General features: G+C 63.5%; 9 protein-coding genes. All 9 read left to right on the top strand.

What is annotated here, in order from left to right; genetic code table 11:
- Positions 1-14: 14 nt before the first annotated feature.
- Positions 15-10,535: a hypothetical protein gene (locus FJY67_02865; GenBank protein ID MBM3328399.1), complete on the top strand. Its 10,521-nt coding sequence runs from the start codon at positions 15-17 to the stop codon at positions 10,533-10,535.
- Positions 10,532-11,290, top strand: a complete 759-nt coding sequence (locus FJY67_02860) for a hypothetical protein (GenBank protein MBM3328398.1) — start codon at positions 10,532-10,534, stop codon at positions 11,288-11,290. Before FJY67_02865 ends, FJY67_02860 begins: the two co-directional genes overlap by 4 nt.
- A gap of 270 nt (positions 11,291-11,560) precedes the next feature.
- On the top strand, positions 11,561-12,835 hold the full coding sequence (locus tag FJY67_02855; protein MBM3328397.1) for a PilT/PilU family type 4a pilus ATPase: 1,275 nt from the start codon (positions 11,561-11,563) through the stop codon (positions 12,833-12,835).
- Positions 12,836-12,872: 37 nt separating this feature from the next.
- Positions 12,873-14,039 carry a type IV pilus twitching motility protein PilT gene (locus FJY67_02850; GenBank protein ID MBM3328396.1) on the top strand — a complete coding sequence of 389 codons (1,167 nt, stop codon included), beginning with the start codon at positions 12,873-12,875 and terminating at the stop codon, positions 14,037-14,039.
- Positions 14,020-16,194: a response regulator gene (locus FJY67_02845; protein ID MBM3328395.1), complete on the top strand. Its 2,175-nt coding sequence runs from the start codon at positions 14,020-14,022 to the stop codon at positions 16,192-16,194. Before FJY67_02850 ends, FJY67_02845 begins: the two co-directional genes overlap by 20 nt.
- A gap of 105 nt (positions 16,195-16,299) precedes the next feature.
- Positions 16,300-16,641, top strand: a complete 342-nt coding sequence (locus FJY67_02840) for a response regulator (GenBank protein MBM3328394.1) — start codon at positions 16,300-16,302, stop codon at positions 16,639-16,641.
- Positions 16,642-16,734: 93 nt separating this feature from the next.
- Positions 16,735-18,411, top strand: a complete 1,677-nt coding sequence (locus FJY67_02835; GenBank protein ID MBM3328393.1) for a type II secretion system protein GspE — start codon at positions 16,735-16,737, stop codon at positions 18,409-18,411.
- Positions 18,412-18,651, top strand: coding sequence for a hypothetical protein (locus tag FJY67_02830; GenBank protein ID MBM3328392.1), 240 nt, complete (start codon positions 18,412-18,414; stop codon positions 18,649-18,651). It abuts the gene before it with no gap.
- A gap of 464 nt (positions 18,652-19,115) precedes the next feature.
- A partial coding sequence (locus FJY67_02825) for a hypothetical protein (GenBank protein MBM3328391.1) occupies positions 19,116-19,657 on the top strand: 542 nt, incomplete at its 3' end.

Below are 19,657 nucleotides of genomic sequence, written 5' to 3'. Positions count from 1 at the left end.
ATGCAGAATGCAGAATGCGACGATTATCGGCACTAATCAGACGCTTCCCTAACCGGATCACGGGCAGCCTTATCCTCCTGTCGGCGCTAATTCTGCAGTGCAAGGAGGAGGGCAGTTTCAATCCCGTCGGCCCCCCCGTGCGGCGGATGTTTGTCGCCGGACTTACTGTCGAACCTTCGCGTCTGGCGCCCGGCGGTGAGGCGCGGCTTCGGGGCAGCCTTGTCGATCAATTTGGCGCCGCTTTCGGCGGAATCGTCGTCTCGTTCAATGCTTCCCAAGGCACCATCACCGCCGCCGATACGACCGATGCCAATGGCCGCTTCGAAGGTCGTTACTTCGCCGGCGAACGGTCCGGCACCGACTCCATCTTCATCGCCGCCGCCGACCTGCGCGAGATGCTGACGGTCGAGATCCTGCCCCCATCTTCCGACCTCACCATGCGCATCGGCCGGCCGTCGATCCTCGCCAGCGGCTTCGACACCACCCGTATCGTTATCGATGTTACCTCTCGCAGCGACTCCATCGCCCGCATACCAATCCGCATCGATCTCTCCGCCGGAACGATCAACGGTGAAGCCTCCACCGTGGTTGCCACCGATGCCCAAGGACGGGCTACGACAATACTCACCTCGCCCTCCTCGGCGCAAGGCCTCACCGGCACCATAACGGCTTCCTTCGCCACCGGGTCGGGAATGCCGCCCGAAGGTGACGACCGGAGGGCTCTAACACATCAGCAATCGACGAATGTCAAGGATGCCGCGCTAAGGCACGATTCGTCCCGGCACCTGTCGATCGTTGCCTCAGCCGATAGCGCAGAGTCCCGCCGGACCATCGACTTCCGGGGTGTCTCCATTTCGATAACGACCGCCGATACACTCATTCCTGGCGACGGGCAGGCCACAGCGCGGCTGGTAGCCGTCGTCAAGGAAGAGAATCTGCGCGCTGTGGCTGAGTCGCCGGTTACCTTCTCGGCGCTTTACGGCACCATCGCCGGTAGCGTTGAAACCGACGAGTCGGGTGTAGCCCGCGCGACCCTGACCGCAGCCCGACGCCCCGGCTTGACCGACCGGATCGTCGCCCGCTACGGCCCCCTCCTCGCCGATACGACCCTGGTGCGCTATGCCGAAGCCGTCGGCCGGATCGACCTCACGGCCGGGCAGACCATTTTGCGCGGTGACGGACAGCGCGGCACAACCCTCACCGCACGGGTCTTCGGAGGAACCGGACGGCCGGCGCCCGGCATCGAGGTCGAGTTCACCGCTTCGACTGGGACCTTGACCGGCAGCCGCGCCGTCACCGATGACAACGGCGCCGCATCGGTCAACTACATCGCGCCGGCCCGGATCGAGGATACGACTGCGGTCATCCGCGCTATTGCCGCGTCGCCGACGCTTATGCCGGGTGCGCGCGGGCCGGCAGCACTCGTCGATCGCCAAACCGCGCATCACCTTTCGGAGTCCCCCCCGACCGATGCCTCCCACGTTTTGATGCGATCGACTCCCTCGACTCAGTTTTCAGTCGCGTCTTCCGACGAGACCTCGGACACCCTCCACCTCTTGATCCGGGGACTGACCCTGCGTGTAACCGCGTCGCCCGACTCCCTCGTCGCCCGGCGCGGCTCCACGGCAGAGATTACGGCGCAACTGCACGAGACACGTTCCGGCAATCCGGTCTCCGGCGATACGATCCGCTTTAGCGCTTTACTCGGGCAGGTGCCCGCCACCGGCATCCTCGATGCCAATGGAACGACATCGGTTACTTTCACTGCCGCCGGCGAAACCGGCTCCGCTCTCGTAACCGCCCGCTATGCACTGGCGCATCGCGACAGCACCGCCCTGGAACTGCTGCCCCTTATTGGCGGGTTAACCATAGCGCTCGATCCGCCTTCGATACTGGCCGGCGGGATCGGATCGTCGCGCGTAACTGCAACCGTGACCGACCCGCGAGGAGGCGTCGTCGCCCGGGCTGAGGTCTGGTTTGGCATCGGTGACCAGCCTCCCGACTCGGTGCGGGTCTTGACCGATTCGACCGGCCGGGCGTTCGTCGTCATTTCTTCGCCGCCGGTTGAGGAAGACTCATCGCTGCGCATCTTCGCCAGCGCCGGCTCGTTGCGCCGGTCTGCCGACCTCGACATCCGGTCCATCGAGAGACGGATGACCGCTTCCCCCGACAGCCTCTCGGCCGGCAGCGCGACGCCTGCAATCGTAACCTGCGAAGCCGTTGAACGGCGGGGCCGCCGTCCGGTCGTCGGGGATACGGTTTGGTTCAGCGCTCGCAGCGGCGTGATCAGACCCTTCGCGCTGCTCGACTCATCGGGACGCGCCCGGACGACCTTCACCGCCGGCGGTGAGACGGGCACGGCGGTCGTCTATGGCCAGTTAGGTTTCCTCGCGCCCGACTCGACCCATATCGAGTTGATTCCCGCCTTGGCGAGGGTTTCGGTTTCACCATCCCGGCGGTCGCTCCTCGCAAATGGCCTCGACACCACCCGCATCGTCGTCTTCGCATCGAATCTCTTGGGCCAGCCTGCGCCCGAAGTGGTTATTGTGCTTGAGGCTGACGCCGGAAGCATCGCTCCGTCGAGCGGCCGCACCGGCATTGACGGCATCTTCACCGCTCTCTATACCGGCATCGGGCTGCCGGCAGACTCCATCGTCCGCATCCGGGCGACGGCGACGAGTGAGCGAGTAAGCGAGTTAGCGAGTGAGCGGGGCCTGAGTGAGCGAGAAGATGCCGGGATAGTCTCCATCGATTCAGAGCAGCCTTCACAACCTCCCCCCTCCTCGCTCACGCGCTTACCCGCTTACTCGCTCACCATCTCGCGATCCATCTCGACAACCGTCCAACCTTACCGCCCGGCGACCCTTGAGCCGGACGAAGTCGTCGATTCGACGTCCGTCACCCTGCGCGGAGTCCGGCTCGCAGTGCGGACCTCTCCCCGGGCTCTCTACGCCGACGGGCGCAGCCGGGCCGGTGTCGCGGTGCAACTGAACGAGACCACCACCGGCGCCGCTATCGGCAGCGCCCGGCTCCGGATCGGAGCCTCCCTCGGCGCCATTCAAGCCGAAGGCACCACCCGCGCCGACGGCACCTACCTCGACAGCCTCACCACCGGGGTCATAAATGGCACCTCACGGGTACAGGTCTTCTACGGCGAAGGCTTGACCGCTGCCGACAGCGTCCTCTTTCTGCCCGATCCGGCACGGCTCTCTATCGTTATGACACCCGATCGCAACGAACTTCCCGCCGACGGCCGTTCAACGCTCCGCCTGACCTCCCTCGTAACCGACCCGGCCGGTCAACCGGTGTCGGGGGTTTCGGTGAGGTTCACCCAGGAAAGCCCCGTCGTCATCCTGCTCGATCCGGCCGAAGCGTCCAATGTCGTGCGCTGGGAGTCGTCGTTTCGGATCGACGATCCCGATGCCGTGACCGGTCTTCGCTTTCAGGCGCAGTTGCGCGGCATCGACCTGCCCGGAACGCAAGTCCACATCAACCGCCAGCCACTCGATCAAGTGGCGCTGCCCCGCAGCCGTCTCTGGAGCGATTACACCCTGAACCTGCCGACCGATCAGGTTGCTGCAGGGGTCAACCGAATCGAGATCATTGGCGCGGTCGAGGGCGGCGCGACCGACCGGTTCTCCATCGCCGGCGTCCGGCTCGGAGCGCTGCAAAGCACCCAACTCGGCATTGGTCAGACCGATGAGCGTGGTATGGCAACGCTCGACTGGACCGCCGGCAGAGCCACCGGGACTGCGCTGCTAAGAGCCTCGCTTGCCGATCAACCAGCCCGCTTCCATCAGCGGACGATCCGGCTCGAACCGCGAGGCCCGGCGTTCATCCGTTTCGGGGCTTCCGCCGAAACACTTTTCGCCAGCGGCAGCGAAACCGCCGATTTCCTGGCGTTGGCAGCCGACTCGAATGGCAATCCGGTCGCCGACGGTCACCGGATCGCTTTCACCTTAACTCCCGATAACTTCGGCCGGGTCGAACCGGCTGTCGGGAACACCCTCGGCGACGGGACCGTAACCGGCCTCTTCACCGCTCCGGCGTCGGACCGCGACGCGCCTGCGCAGATCGATGCCGTCAGTGGCGAAGTCCGCTCCCGCGCAACGATCCTGATGCGGGGAGCGCGCCTCTCCGTAATCTCCGGAGATGACCGGCTGCTCGCCGACGGGCGCTCCCGGGTTGCCATTACCGCCCGGCTCAGCACCACCGACGGCGCTCCGGCGCCGGGTCGCCGAATCGAGTTCTCCACCACCGCCGGAGCCATCGGCTCGTTTGCCCTGACCGACGCGGACGGCTTCGCGGCCGTCCAACTGACCGCCCCCGACCGGCCCGACACCGCGCGCATAACCGCCCGCTTCGGCGGAACTATCCGCGATTCGGTCGCCGTCGTCTTCCTTCCGGTGATTGCGCGCATCGTTCTGACGACCGACGTTGCTTCGATTCGTGCCGACGGCCTCGATACCGCGGTCGTTACAGCCCGGGCCTTCGACGGCCTCGAGCGGGGAGCAGCCGGAGTCCGCATCGACCTCGCAGTCGATCGCGGCGCGCTAAGGTCGTCGCGGCTCGTAACCGGCAACGAGGGATTCGCTTCGACGGTCCTGACCGGTATTGCCCGGACCCTCGAAGACTCGATCCGCATCGTCGCACAGACTGCCGGCGGCGCCTATCGCGACACGATCTATCTGGGCTTGCGAGGCATCACTATCGAACTTTCAGCCGATGTTGACAGCCTCCCCGCCAACGCCATTGCCACTGCAAACCTTGCCGCACGGGTCGTCGAGACCTCCTCCGGCAACCCGGTTACACCGGGCCGGGTCTTCTTCGCCACCGATCGGGGTGCGGTGGCGCAGTCCGTTCCTCTCTCTGAAGACGGCCTCGCCACAACCGCCTACACTGCCGGCGGACAGCCCGGTCGGGCGATGATCCGCGCCCGCTACGGCAACACGCTCGAAGACACGGTCTATGTCCAACTGATCGACCGCGCGGCGGCAATCCAATTGACCGTAACTCCCGGTTCGATCCTCGCCAGTGGGCTGGCTGCAGCAGACGTCGCCGCGCGCATCACCGATCCATGGGGGGGCGGAGCGCCGGACGAGGTCGTCACCATCGAGTTTGACGGACCCGGAGTCGTTTCCCCCAACGTCGGACGGACCGACCGCGACGGCTTCCTGCGCGCCCGGGCTACGGGAACACCTTCGACAGCCGACGGGCGGCTCGGCATCGTTGCGACTTCCCGCGACGGCCGGCTCCGCTCCGCCGGAGTCGTCGCGCTGCGGGGCGTTACGCTCGAGGCTTCCGCTGAGCCGCGCCTCATCACCGGCGACGGGCGCTCAACTTCGACGGTCCTTGCCTCGGTTCGCGAGACCACTTCAGGCCATCCGGTGACGGGAGATACCCTCCGCTTCACCACCACCGCCGGCGTTATTGCGCCTTTTGCCCGGCTTGGCGAAGGCGGCGAAGCGAGCGTTCAACTCCGCAGCGCCAACCGGCCCGCCGTCGCATCGGTTGGCGTCTTCTACGGACCGGAGGGAACGACCCTCGCCGAGACCCTCGTTGTCGCCTTCGCCGGTAGATTCTCCTATCTCGATGCTTCCGCCGGAGCGGCGTCCCTGCTTGCCGATGGCGTCGATTCGACGTCGATATCTGCGGTCGTCCGGGATACCCTCGGCCGGCCGGTCGAGGGTGTTCCCGTTACGTTTGGTATCCTTTCCGGCGGCAGCCTCTCCCGCGACACCGCGAGCACTGGCGGCTCGGGTCAGGCGACGGTCTTTGCTCGAGGCGTTGCCTCGGTGAGCGACACCTCGCTCGTCGTCCGGGCGATTGCCGGCGACCTTGCCGACACGGTAGCGGTTGCTCTGCAAGGCTTGACCCTCTCGCTCGAATCCGCCCCTGACAGCATCCCGGCCAACGGCCGCGCCGTCGCTCTGATGACTGCGCGGCTGGTGCTCACCACCGGAGGCAATCCGGTCGGCGGCAAAAGCGTCCGGTTCACGACCGACGCCGGACAGATCGCCGGCACCGCCGTTCTCAGCGAAGAAGGCGAAGCGACCGTCCCGCTTCGGGCTGCGGCCAGTCCGGGGACTGCCAACGTCGATGTCTCCTACGGACGGACGTTGACGACTCGCCGGAGCGTTAGGTTTGTGCCGGTGGTGGGCACACTCACCCTCACTGCAGAGGAGTCGGGTCTCCTTGGCGATGGCCTCGACAGCGTCGCCCTTGCCGCCCGCGTCGTAGATGCTGTCGGCAACCCGGCAGCAAATATCCGGGTCACATTTGCCGCGCCTGCGGGGGGAACGGTGTCGCCGGCTTCAGTTCTTAGCGATGGCGATGGCTTCGCCCGGACAACCTTCCGGGGCTTTGCCTCTTCGGTCGATACGACTCTCGCGGTCGAAGCCACTGCCGGCGGCGGTGCGGCGGATGCAATCGAACTGGATCAACTTGGAGTAACACTGCGCCTTACAGCAACGCCCGGCGCGCTGCCCGCCAACGGGCGGGCGACCGCGGTTGTCCGGGCGCATCTAATCGAGACGACCCGTAATGTCGCGCTCATCGGCAGGACAGTCGGTTTCGCCGCCGACCGCGGGCTGATTGGCCGCGAAGCCCTTACCGACAGCACTGGATCGGCACGGGTCGCGTTCACCTCCCCGCCCTCGCCCGGCAGCGCTCAATTGCGCGCAACCTACGGTGGTCTGGCCGACTCCACGACCGTTGAATGTCTCGCCTCACTCCCGGCGACGGCGGCCATCGAGATCGCTCCCCGTCTCATCTCCATAACCGGCAGCGGCCGGCGTGAGACAGCAGACCTGATCGTCACCGTGCGCGACGCTGGAGGAAGCCTCGTTCCCGACGGGACCCAACTCGTGCTGCGCGAAGCGACCCGGCTCGGGCTTACCTTTGCCGGAGGAGCCGATACGTTTGCTGCAACGACCGACAACGGTATCGCTCAGACAACTGTCCGTGCTGGCGACCGGTCGGGCCAGGCGTCGATAGCGGTCTATTACGAGGGCCGGCTGCTGGCGTCCGGAGGTAATCTCGAAATCGAAGCCGGTCCATCTGCCCGGGTCGTCGTCCGGCCCGACCTCAACACTATTCATCGTCCGGCCGGCGGGACCACCGCCATCCCGGTCACGGCGGTCGTGAGCGACCGTGCCGGCAACCCGGTCATCGATTCGACGGTCGTCCGGTTCTCGCTGAATCCCGATACCCTCGCCCAAATCACCGGCACCGGCTACACCCGCGGCGGCGTCGTCCTCACCCCCATTGACCCGATCGACTACCCCAACGGCGTCTGGCTCACCTATGCCAACGACCGCGCCGGACGGCAAGTCTGGATATCCGCTTTGTCGGGTGAAGTTCGCGACTCGAGCCGCGCCGTGCTCCCCGGCGACCTGCAGGGTGGAGAACCGGCCCGAATCGAAATCGCCGTTGCCGATGCCATCCTCGTCGCCGACGGCAACGCCTCAACCGAGATTACGCTGCGCCTCTTCGACGCGGACGGCGCGCCGGTTGCCGACCTGACCGAAATCCGCCTTTCGGCACAACTCGGGACGGTGGTCTCGCCCCGCTTCACCGCCGGAGGCGTCGCCACTGCAATTTACCGCGCCGGGCGCGTAACCGGCTTCGACACCATCCGCGTCGTCTCCGGCGAGGTGAGCGACCGGGTGGTCATCCGCCTGCGGCCGGGTGCGCCCTTCCGCCTCACCCTCGAAAGCGATCGCGATACTCTGCGCGCCAACGGTATCGACAATACGACTTTGCGTGCGCAGGTCTTCGACAGGTTCGACAACCCGCTCGGAGCCGGCGAAAACGTCTCGTTCAGCGCCTCCCGCGGCGAGGTTACCGCCCTCGTCCAGACCGATCAAGAGGGTCGGGCGGTAAGTCGTCTCACAAGCGCGCTCGAGACCGGACGCTCGCTCGTCCGGGCTTCGACCGGCGATGCGACCGCATCCCTTGAAGTGCTCTTCGTAAGCGGCACGGCTAACAACATCGTCTTCGTCTCGGCTGACCGATCAAGCATCGGGGTGCGGGGATCGGGCTCGCCCGAAACGGCTGCATTGCTCTTCGAAGTTCGAGACGACCGCGGGGTGCCGGTGGACTCGCTCTCCCCCGCGACGGTGCGCTTCAGCCTCGAAGGCCCCGACAGCCTCGTCGATCCCGACGTCGTCGGTGCCGACGCCGTAGCCTACTTGCAGCCGGACTCAATAAGCACCGACGGGTTGGGCCGGGTCGCGGTTACGGTGCGGTCGGGGTTCTACGCCGGCGCGGTTCAAATAACGGCCTCGACCGGCGCCAATATTGCCGGGCGGGCAATCTCCGTCGCCATTCATGGCGGGCCGCCCGACGGGACGCACTTTGCCGTCCTGAACGACCGCTGCAGTGTTACCGGCATCCTCGGAACGCCGCCCGACACGGTGATCATAGACGTTGTTCTCGGCGACCGCTTTTCAAACCCTGTAACGCCCGGCACCGTCGTCCGCTTCCGTGCTACCGGAGGCGTCATCACCGGCTCGGCTGCGACCGACTCGTCCGGCCTGGCGCGAGCCATCCTGCGAACAACCGCACCCGAGCCCGTTGGCGGCGTCGATACCATTACCGCCCAGACCATAGATTGGCAGAACCGCGAGGTATCTTCGCGCACCATCGTCCTCGTAACCGGCCCGACATTGGCGAGGTTCGACACCTCGGACGGCTGGTCCATTCCCGCCGGAGGCTTCCGCGACTTCGTCCTGACCGTTGCCGACAGTTTCCGGCATCCTTTGACAGCCGGGACGACCATCGAGATTGGCGTGCAGGGTGAAAATCCTCAGGGAGAAGCCGTTCAAGGCCTCGCCTTGACGGGTGAAGCGGTCGGCGAGCCGGTGACGCTCGTCGAATGCGGCGGCGTAACTACTTTCCGGGTGCGTCTCTTCAACTATGTCGGCGGGATCGACGCCACAACCATCACCCTGACCGCAACGATAACCTCGGCCAATGGGGATCGGGTGGCGTTCCTCGAAGGCACCGGTCTGCCGCAGGTGATCGACGCCGCCCGGTCGCGGGTGGTCCTGACCCCGACCGAGATCGTCGCCGACGGCGCTGAGGAGTCGCAGGTGGCTATCACACTTTACGACTCGCGCGGCATCGCCATCCCCAACGTCCCGCCCGACCGGGTCGCGGTCTCGGTCGTGGGAGGGGATGCGCTCGTTACTCAGCCTGCCGCGGCAACGACCCAATCCGGCCAAACCTCGGCTGCCATTGTCGGACGATCGGTAGGGGAGGGTCGGGTCGAGGTCCGCGCCGGGGGGACGCTGCTCGACCAGCAGCCGATTCTCACCTTCGTAGCCGGGCCTCCGGCAAACATCGCAGCCACCCTGGGCCGGCGACAACTTACCGTCGGCGGCGATACCACCCGGATCGTCATAGACGTTACCGACGCCAACGGCAATCCCGCCACCGACGGCACCTCGGTCCGGTTCGAAGCCCCCGACGGCTCGTTCGATCCCGCCTCCACTGTAACCGTGAGTGGGCAGGCGGCGACGGTCCTTTCAAGCGGCACCACGGCCGGCGCAGCCCAATTCACCGTCCAGGCCAGCCGCCGCGGCGGGACCATCAGCACCACCATAGCGAATCTCACCTATCTCGCCGGCGAACCTTACTCGGTCAGCGTAAGCGCCGCATCCTACTCGCTCGCCGCAGCGACGGCAACCCCCATTACGATCCGCATTACCGATGAGTTCGGGAATCCGGTTGAGGAGGGCACTGAGGTCGCACTTAGCATCGACCCGGCAGGGCGCGGCTCGATCGCACCCGGCGAGACGGTGGCCGATTCGACCGGATCGGCGGCGGCAACTTACACCGCTGGCACCGTCGCCGGGCAGACCGCCCGGGTCGTGGCTGCCGCCGGAGACACCTCGGGCCGCTCATCGCCGATCACCTTCCTGCCCGGCGATCCGGGACAGATCGACATCAGCGCCGATCCCGCGCAGGTCGCTGCCGGCGGTTCGGTTGACATCGTGACCGACATCTTCGATGTCTATGGCAACCGTGTCGCCGACGACACCCGGGTGCTCTTTGCCGTCGAGCCCGACGAAGGCGTCCTCTCGCCCTCCGCCGTCCGGACGCGCAATGGCTCCGCGTCGAGCCGCTTCTCCGGAGCCACCGAAGCCGGCGACTACGCGGTGAGTGCTTCCGCCGGCGACGCGGCCAATGCGGTGCAGGTGACGATCACCGCGGGGCCGGTGGCAGCAATTGCCGTCGAAGCCAACCCGGCCGCGCTCCAGTTCGGGCGCATCGGAACCGTCACCGCGACGGCGACCGACCAATATGGCAATCCCGTTTCGGGAGTTACGCTCGGCTTCAGCATCACCACCAACCCCGGCGGCTGCAGCCTTCAGCACGCCTCCCGCGTGACCAACGCCGCCGGCGTCGCCTTCACCCTATTCACCGCCGGCAACAGCGCCGGGTCGGCCATCGTCACCGTAATCTGCGACATCGACGGGGATGGCGACACCGATGTCGATGGGATCGTCATCATCAGCGTCGATCAATGAGTCGGATTCGTCCTGCTGTTGACCGAACGGCGCTGCTTGCCGCATCATTCAGCATTAGCATCAGTATCTGCATTTGCATCTCGCACGCTGCTGAATCCGAACCGCTTTTCCCCTATGCGCCGGGCAGCGCCTCCCGGTGGGGTGCGACGCTCGACGGATCGTTCGACCGAAGATACCTCGGAAATGACTTGACTTACATCCGACGCGTCGGTTTCGCGGCAGGGCGGGGCGTATCACCCTATATGAACCTCTGGGCTGAATTCGGGCTGGTTTCGCTGCAATTACTCTCCGGTTCCGAACCGCGCGGGGACTACGGCCCTTCGCCCGGACTCGGTTGGACCGCTCTCTTGCCGGTTGACTACCGGGGCTTTCGGCCCTATATATCGGGACGGGCGACGGTTAATCAGTCGAAACTTGCCGACGACCAGTATCCCTCAGGCCGCCCGTCGTCGTCGCGCCGCAGCCGGTTCGATTGGAACGAGGGAACGATCCAGTTCGGCGTCTTCCGTCCCGCCGGGAGCAACCTCTGGGCTGCTTCGTTCGCTTTTAGATTGACCCAATTAGATGAGCGACGGACGAGCCGCACCGGCGTCGTCGTTCAGCGCAACCGCTTCGCCTACGACAGCGGCTTCAGGACCGGCTTGGCGATAATGTGGCGGCACGTTCTGCCGGAACGGTTCTTTATGCTCGTAAGTGCCGAAGGCTACACCGGCCCCTCCGGCAAACTGACTCTCACAGTCGGACAGATCAACTAATATCTGCTTGAGAAGTCAAGCGCAATGTAGAGGTATCATCATGCCCGCGCAGGCGGGCATCCAGTTCAGATTGCATCGACTGGTTTCCGCTGTCGCGGGAACGACATTGTAGGTTCGCTTAATTCCCTAACTTGATACTAATTTATCGCAGATTGTCCCCAACGTCGATGACGTCTTCAGACTCTATTTTCTGCACTTGCTACTTGCCACTTGATACTTGATATTTATTACTTGCCACTTGATACTCCCCTGCAATATGCCTAATTTGTAATGATGCACAACAAAGACATCCGCGCGGAGGCGGCTATCGATGCGCCGCATCCGGTCTCTCAAGGCTTTACCCCGCACGGCTCCGGCTGGGAACATACCACCACCCACGTCCGGCCCGGCCTGACCTCCGCCGTCTTCGACGAATCGCGCGACATCGACCGCTTCCTGAAGCGGATGGTCGAACTGCGCGGCTCGGATTTGCACATCAAGAGCGGCTCCTCGCCCAAGGTGCGGATCGACGGCCAAATCACCGACCTCTCGCGGGAATTGCTCACCCCCCAGGCCGTCGATGCAATCCTGATGGACGTCATCAGCGAGCGCGAACGGGAAGCCCTCTCGCGTCAGATGGAGGTTGACTTTATCTATCAATTGCGCGGCATCGGGCGGTTCCGGGTCAACGTCTATCAGCAGATGAACGGGATCGCCATCGCCATCCGGCACATCCGGGTCGATATCCCGAGTCTGCCCGACCTGAACCTCCCGCCGATCCTGGCCGAAATGGTCGATTCTCCACGTGGTTTGATCCTCGTAACCGGCGCCACCGGATCAGGCAAGTCCACCACTCTGGCGGCAATGGTCGAGACCCTTAACCAGTCGCGCGCAGTCAACATCATCACCGTCGAAGACCCAATCGAGTTCACCTTCAAGGAGCGTAAGGCAACCATCCAGCAGCGCGAGATCGGTCGCGATACGCCCTCCTGGAGCGAAGCGCTGCGCCGCATCCTGCGCCAGGACCCCGATGTCATCATGCTGGGCGAGATTCGCGACGGCGAAACCATGCTGACCGCGCTAACCGCCGCCAACACCGGGCACCTCGTCCTCTCGACCCTGCATACTATGGACGCGGCACAGACCGTCAACCGCATCATTTCGATGGTGCCGATGGAGATGAGCAACCAGGTGCGCTACATGCTCGCCGCGACGCTGGTCGGGATCGTCTCACAGCGACTTCTGCCCCGCGCCGACGGTGAAGGTCGGATACCGGCCGTCGAAATCCTGGTAACGACTGAGACCATCCGCAAGATGATTATCGACCCCGAACAGACCCTCGAAATCCGCCGCGCAATCTTCGAAGGCTACGGCCAATACGGGATGCAGACCTTCGACCAGTCGCTCCTGGCGCTCGTCCGCGCCGGCCGAATCTCCCTCGAAGACGGCTTGAGATTCGCGTCCAGCGCGACGGACTTCCGCATTCGCCTGCGCGGACTCGACGGCGCCGGAGCAATGGCCTGGAACGAGGACGATGTAGTGCCGACCCACCGGAAGGCGCATTGAAGACCGCTCTTTTCACCTTTAGCGAGGCGCCCTGCCGATGACTCAAACCCCCTCTGCTGCCGCACCAGCCACCTCCGCCGAAAGTGCTCCCAAGAAGCCGGTCTATGATCTGACCGAACTCCTGACCCTTATGATCGGGCGTGGCGCATCAGACCTCCACTTGACCGTTGGAACCTCACCTCAGATACGCATCGACGGCGATCTGGTCGCGCTCGAATATCCCCGCCTATCGCCCGACGATACCAAGGAACTCGCCTACGGTGTGTTGACCGAAACGCAGCGCGCCGAGTTCGAAAAACAGTCGGAACTCGACCTCTCGTTCGGCATCAAGGGACTCTCGCGCTTTCGCGCCAACGTCTATAAGCAGCGCGACTGCGTCGCCCTGGCGCTGAGAGCTATACCGTTCGAGATTCGCACCTTTGAGAAACTTGGTTTGCCGCCGGTGGTCGAGGAACTCGCCGACCGCCCCAACGGGCTTTGCCTGGTGACCGGTGCGACCGGATCGGGTAAATCGACGACCATGGCGGCGATGATCGACAAGATCAACAAAGAGAAGCCGCTTCATATCCTGACCATCGAAGACCCGATCGAGTTCATCCATCAGCATCGCAAGTCGATCGTCAACCAGCGGCAGATTCATTCCGACACTGTATCCTTCCAGCGCGCCCTGAAGAGTGTCCTCCGGCAGGACCCGGACGTCGTGCTGATCGGTGAGATGCGGGATAAGGAGACTATCGAAATTGCCCTCACCGTAGCCGAGACCGGACACCTTGTCTTCGGCACCCTGCATACCAACAGCGCAGCGCAAACCATCAACCGCATCATCGACGTCTTCCCGCCCGACCAGCAGGATCAGGTGCGCACCCAACTCGCGCTCGTCCTGCAAGGCGTCATTTGCCAGCAATTACTGCCCAAGATCGGCGGCGGACGCGTGATGTGCTGCGAGATCATGGTCGCCAATTCCGCCATCCGCGCCGCCATCCGCGAAGGCAAGGTGCACCAGATGGACTCGATGATTCAAGTGGGGGGGAAGTTCGGCATGATGACGATGAACCAGTCGCTTCTGAGAGCATTGCAAGCCGGCACAGTCACGCGTGAAGAGGCGATCTCGCGCTCCAACGACCCCATCGACCTCGAGTCGATGATCAAGCGTCAGATGGGCGCCGCCGCAATGTCCTCAAACTATGGGGAAAATGAAAACTGAACCGCCTGCAACGGCAGCCTTGTCGGAACCGCCGCAGGTCGCGCCGGTTATGGCCCTCGACGGAGTTGCGTCAGCGGTAACCGCGCCGGTCCCGACTTTTACCGATATACCCCCCGTCGGTACAGAAGGCGATGGCGACCTGATCGCACCCGTCGTCGATGTGACGCCGCGCATCCTGGTCATCGACGATGAAGAGCCGGTGCTCTATACGATGGGTCGGATACTTCAGACCGAAGGTTATGAAGTCGATATGGCTTCGAGCGGCAGGGAAGGTCTGGAGTTGTTCCGGGAAAGTCTGCACGATCTGGTTCTCACCGACTTTCGGCTCGGCGACATCACCGGCACCGATGTCTTGCGCGAAGTGAAGCAGATCCGCTCCCGCACCGCAGTGATCATCCTGACCGGTTACGCGACGACCGAGTCCGCCGTCGAGGCAGTGCGGCTCGGCGCCAGCGACTACCTGACCAAGCCCGTCCGGATGTCCGAACTGACCATGTCGGTCCGCAACCAGATCGCCACCGTGCGGCTCAACGAGCGAATCGAGATGCTCGGGAAAGCCGTCGCCGAAGAACGCGACAAACTACGCCGCCACGTCGCTGAACTGACCCTTCTGCGGCAACTCGCCGACCGGATGATGTCGGCCCTCTCCTACCGCGAGGGCTTCGAACTGATCCTCGACTTCATCACCGGCCAGATGCAGGCCGATGTCGCCCTCATCTACGACCTCCGGCCGGGCGAAGCACGCCTCAGCGCCAGTTCACATCCCACCTACGGCGAACTGCAACAACTCGTCTCCATCATCAACCGGCACGGCACCACACTGCCTGACTGGCACGGGCCGGTTACGATCGACCTCTTTCACGACCTCCTGCCGGGTGACGATGGCGATGCCGCCGGAAACTTCGAGTCGTCCCTCGCCGTGCCATTCTTCTCCGACGGCACGGCGGTCGGACTGATCGTTGCCGCATCCCGGAGCGACCGGGATTTCCACAAGAGGTGGACCGAGTTCGCCAGACAGGTCGCAGGCGGGGCTTCGGAGTTCCTCGACCGGGTGAAGCGGTCGGTCGAACGTCAGCAACGGATGACGTCGGCCATAGTCGAGCATACCCTCGACGGACTCGTCGTCGTCGATATGGGGAGACGGCAGACACTGCTCAACCCGGTGGCACGCAGTCTGCTCGAGATCCCGACCGGTCAGGAGCCCTCCCCCGAAGAGGTTGCCGAGCGATTGCACTGCAATATCCAGGAGTGCTGGCAGGAATTGCATGCTGCCGACGAATCCCAATCAGGCCGACGGACGGTCATCAAACACACCGACTTGATGTGGCGCAATCATAAGGTCTTCCTGCGCCTCGACGTTACGCTTCTCCCGGAGTCCTCCGGCGACAGCGGCGCAATGTTGATCGCCATGCACGACGTCACCCGCGAGCGCGCCGTCGATGAGATGAAGAACAAGTTGATCTCCAACATCTCGCACGAACTGCGCACCCCAACGGCGGTCGTCAAGGAGTTCATCTCGCTCATCATGGACGGCGTAGCGGGTGACCTGAACGCGAACCAGAAGCAGTTGATCGAGATCATGAAAGCGAATATCGAGCGACTGGCGCGCCTGATCGAAAACCTCCTGACGCTGGCGCGCGCCGACACCGGCGGCTTCAGCGTCGTCCTGCGGCCGGAAGAGATCGTCCCGCTTATCGAGACGGTCGCCGCGTCCTTGCGTCCGAAACTTGCCAAGAAGGAAATGTCGCTTACGGTCGACCTGCCCTCGGACCTGCCACTCGTCTATGCCGACCGCGATGCCGTCACGCAGATCGTTACCAACCTCATCGAAAACGCCCGCAAGTATTCGCCCGACAATACCGAAGTGTCGATCACCGCGCTGGCCAAGGGCAACCGCATCGAGATTGCCGTCGCTGACCAGGGCTATGGCATTCCGCCCGGCGAACAGGAGAACATCTTCAAGCGCTTCCACCGCCTGGTGGACCAAAACGACCCGCGGTTCCAGGAAGGTGTCGGACTGGGCCTGCCGCTGGTAAAGGACCTCGTTACCCGGCACGGCGGTGACATCTGGGTGGTTAGCGAAGTAGGCAAAGGCTCGACCTTCTACTTCAGCCTCCAGACCGCCCAGGAAGGCGAAGATACCAAGCCGGCGTAGGCTGATGCTAATGCCAATCTTCATCGCCAGATGACATGATTGACATTAACATTAGCATTAACATTAATTTATTATCTAACCGCATCGAAACAAGAAGGCATCACAGTGGCCGAGAAGAAACAGATCCTCGTCGTCGATGACGAAACCGATATGCTGATGGCGATCAAAATGCGCCTTGAGGCATCGGGCTTCACTGTCCACACCGCCACCGACGGCCTCGAAGGCCTCAACGCAGCGCGGCGCCTTAAGCCCGACCTGATCGTGCTCGACATCATGCTCCCCAAGATGAACGGCTATAAGATCAGCCGCTTCTTGAAATTCGACGAGGAGTATCGGCACATCCCGGTGATCATGCTCACCGCCCTGGCCGGCGAAGACGACCGCTCGACCGGCGTCGAGACCGGCGCCAACGCTACCTCACCAAGCCGTTCGACTCGGCTACCCTGATCGAAACGGTCAAGAAGTTCCTGAACGAATGACCCTGATTCGACACCTCCGCCTGAATCCTACATCACCCTGATACATCCCTGAACTGCAACTATGGCCAGACGCAGGAAGTTGGGCGAAATCTTGATCGCCCAGGGCCTCATCACCAAGGAACAACTCGACGAAGGACTCGCTCAGCAGAAACAAGCGAAGAAGAAGATCGGTGAAACGCTCATTGACCTCGGCTACCTGACCGAGACCGATGTCTTCTCCGCGTTAGGCGATCAACTCGGCGTCCCCTATGTATCGCTCAGTTTCTACTCCGTCGATTCCAGTGTCATCAACCTGATCTCCGAGCAGTTCGCCCGGCAGTATAAGGTCGTTCCCCTCTTTCGCATCGCCAACTCCCTCACCCTCGGAATGGTCGATCCGCTCAACCTTGCGGTGATCGACCAGGTCGTCCGCGCGACCGGGCTCGAAGTCGAGCCTTCCATCTGCAGTCAGCACGACATCGACCAGGCCATAGACCACTACTACGGCACCACCAGCGCCCTCGACGAGGTCGTCCAGGTGCTCGGCGCTGAGGAGAAAGAGGAGGCTGTCGATACCTACTCGCTTGCCGCGCAGGCGAGCGACGCGCCGATTGTCAAACTGGTCAACCTGATGTTGGCGCAGGCGGTCAAAGAGAAGGCCAGCGACATCCACATCGAACCCGAGGAGAGCCTCCTCCGGGTCCGCTTCCGGGTGGACGGCATCATGCGCGAAATCTACACCCAGCCCAAGAAACTGCAGGGTGCCATCATCTCGCGCCTGAAGATCATGGCCAGCCTCGACATCGCCGAACGCCGCGTCCCCCAGGACGGCCGCATCCAGATGATGGTCGAAGGCAAGCCGATCGACCTGCGCGTCTCGACCCTGCCCACGGTTTACGGCGAAAACGTCGTCCTCCGCATCCTCGACAAGTCGAACCTGCAGGTGAAACTGTCGAACCTTGGCTTCGGGCCCAAGGAAGACATTATCCGCGGGATGCTCGAGCGCCCCAACGGCCTGATTCTGGTAACCGGCCCGACCGGATCGGGCAAGACGACGACGCTCTATTCGGCTCTGAACGAGGTCTCGAAGATGGATGTCAACACCATCACCCTCGAAGACCCGATCGAATACCGCCTGCCGCTGATCCGCCAGTCGCAGGTGAACGTCAAGGCGGGGATGACCTTTGCCGCCGGCCTCCGGTCGATTCTTCGTCAGGACCCCGACATCGTGATGGTCGGTGAAATCCGCGATGCCGAGACCGCCAAGATCGCCGTCGAAGCCGCGATGACCGGGCACCTCGTCCTTTCGACTTTGCACACCAACGACGCGCCGGGCGCTTTGCCGCGGCTGGTCGATATGGGTGTCGAGCCGTTTCTGGTCGCGACGGCGACGGCGGGAGTTCTGGCGCAGCGGTTGGTGCGCCGGATTTGCACCAACTGCAAAGCCGGGTTCGAGCCTCCCGAATCGACCTTGAAGGCGGTCGGCCTCGACGGCCAGGCGGTAGCGCTTTATAAGGGCGAGGGCTGTCGGGCTTGTTCGGGGAGCGGCTACAAGGGGCGGCTCGGCATCTACGAGGTGCTGGCAATCGACGAGACGATCCGCGATTTGGTGATCGGCAACGCTTCCGCCGACAAGATCCGCCATGCCGCGCGCGAGGCGGGGATGTTAACGCTCCGCGAGGACGGCATCCGCAAGGCGCTGGAGGGCTTGACGACCCTCGACGAGGTCTTCCGCGTAACCGCCGCGGTGGAGGCGTGAGTGGGGGGCATTTGCCGGTGGCTCCCCGAGTTAAATGGACTTGCCGGTGGCTCCCCGATTTATCGGGGGATGCCGCGTAGGGGCGGATTCCGATCCGCCCGCCGCGCAGGCGGAAATCCAGAACCGGAGGGCGGACAGTCCTGTCCGCCCTATCCCCCCCGCTCGGCGGGGGGGAAACTGAAGGGGGGGCGTCATTCCCGCTCGGCGGGGGGACCACAGGGCGGCGTCATTCCCGCGTAGGCGGGAATCCAGAACCGGAGGGCGGACATTGACTGCGCCTTCGGCTTGTCCTGTGCCAGTCCTGTCCGCCCTATCCCCCCTTGCTCAGCGGGGGGGAAACTGAAGGGGGGGTGTCATTCCCGCTCGGCGGGGGGACCACAGGGCGGCGTCATTCCCGCGCAGAGCCTGCCCCCAGCGAAGGCGGGGGCGGGAATCCAGAACCGGAGGGCGGACATTGACTGCGCCTTCGGCTTGTCCTGTGCCATTCCTGTCCGCCCTATCCCCCCCGCTCGGCGGGGGGGAAACTGAAGGGGGGGTGTCATTCCCGCGTAGGCGGGACTGGAACAGGGACACCAAAGGTGGACAATCCATTAGAATAACGACATTTCCTTCACAGGATTGAATCACTGAAAAATAGTCTGAAAGCCAAGGCAAGGAATGGAAGTCTCGACTTGGAGGAAGGCTCCATCTTTGATAGCAAGGGTGTGCTTTTCGAAGCGCGCGGCGTCTTATCGAAACACTACCTTGAGAAAGAGCGCGAATCAATCATTCGCTTTGTTTCCAGCCACGACGCTGAGGAGGCTTTCAAGCAGTGCAGGGAGATATTCGAGCGCGTCCACATTGCAAACCGCGCCCGAATCGCTCATGGCGGCCTGAATGAGAGTGATACCGAGAGTGAACTGATAGACAAATTGCTCCCGGTTCTTGGATTCCACTTTCTGCACCGCACCCGCCAGGACGCAGGCGGCGTTCCCGACTACATCCTTTTTGCCGATGAAAAGTCAAAAGATGAGGCTCTGCCACTTGACGATAAGGAGAGATATCGGCTTGCTATTGGAATACTTGAAGCCAAGTCGTTCAACAAGAACTTGGGTTCGATTTCCAAGAAGGATACGCCGGGCTTGTCTTATGCCAAACAGGTTCGGCTCTATCTTTCGGACGCACAGGATTCGTCTGGCAATCCCTTCTTCGAATGGGCGGTCCTCACCAATGGCCAGGACTGGCGTCTTTACAACCGCCGGGCCGA

Source organism: Calditrichota bacterium (assembly GCA_016867835.1).
GTDB lineage: Bacteria > Electryoneota > AABM5-125-24 > Hatepunaeales > Hatepunaeaceae > VGIQ01.
Note: the sequence above shows the minus strand (reverse complement) of the source record. Positions and strands in the feature narration are given on the sequence as shown.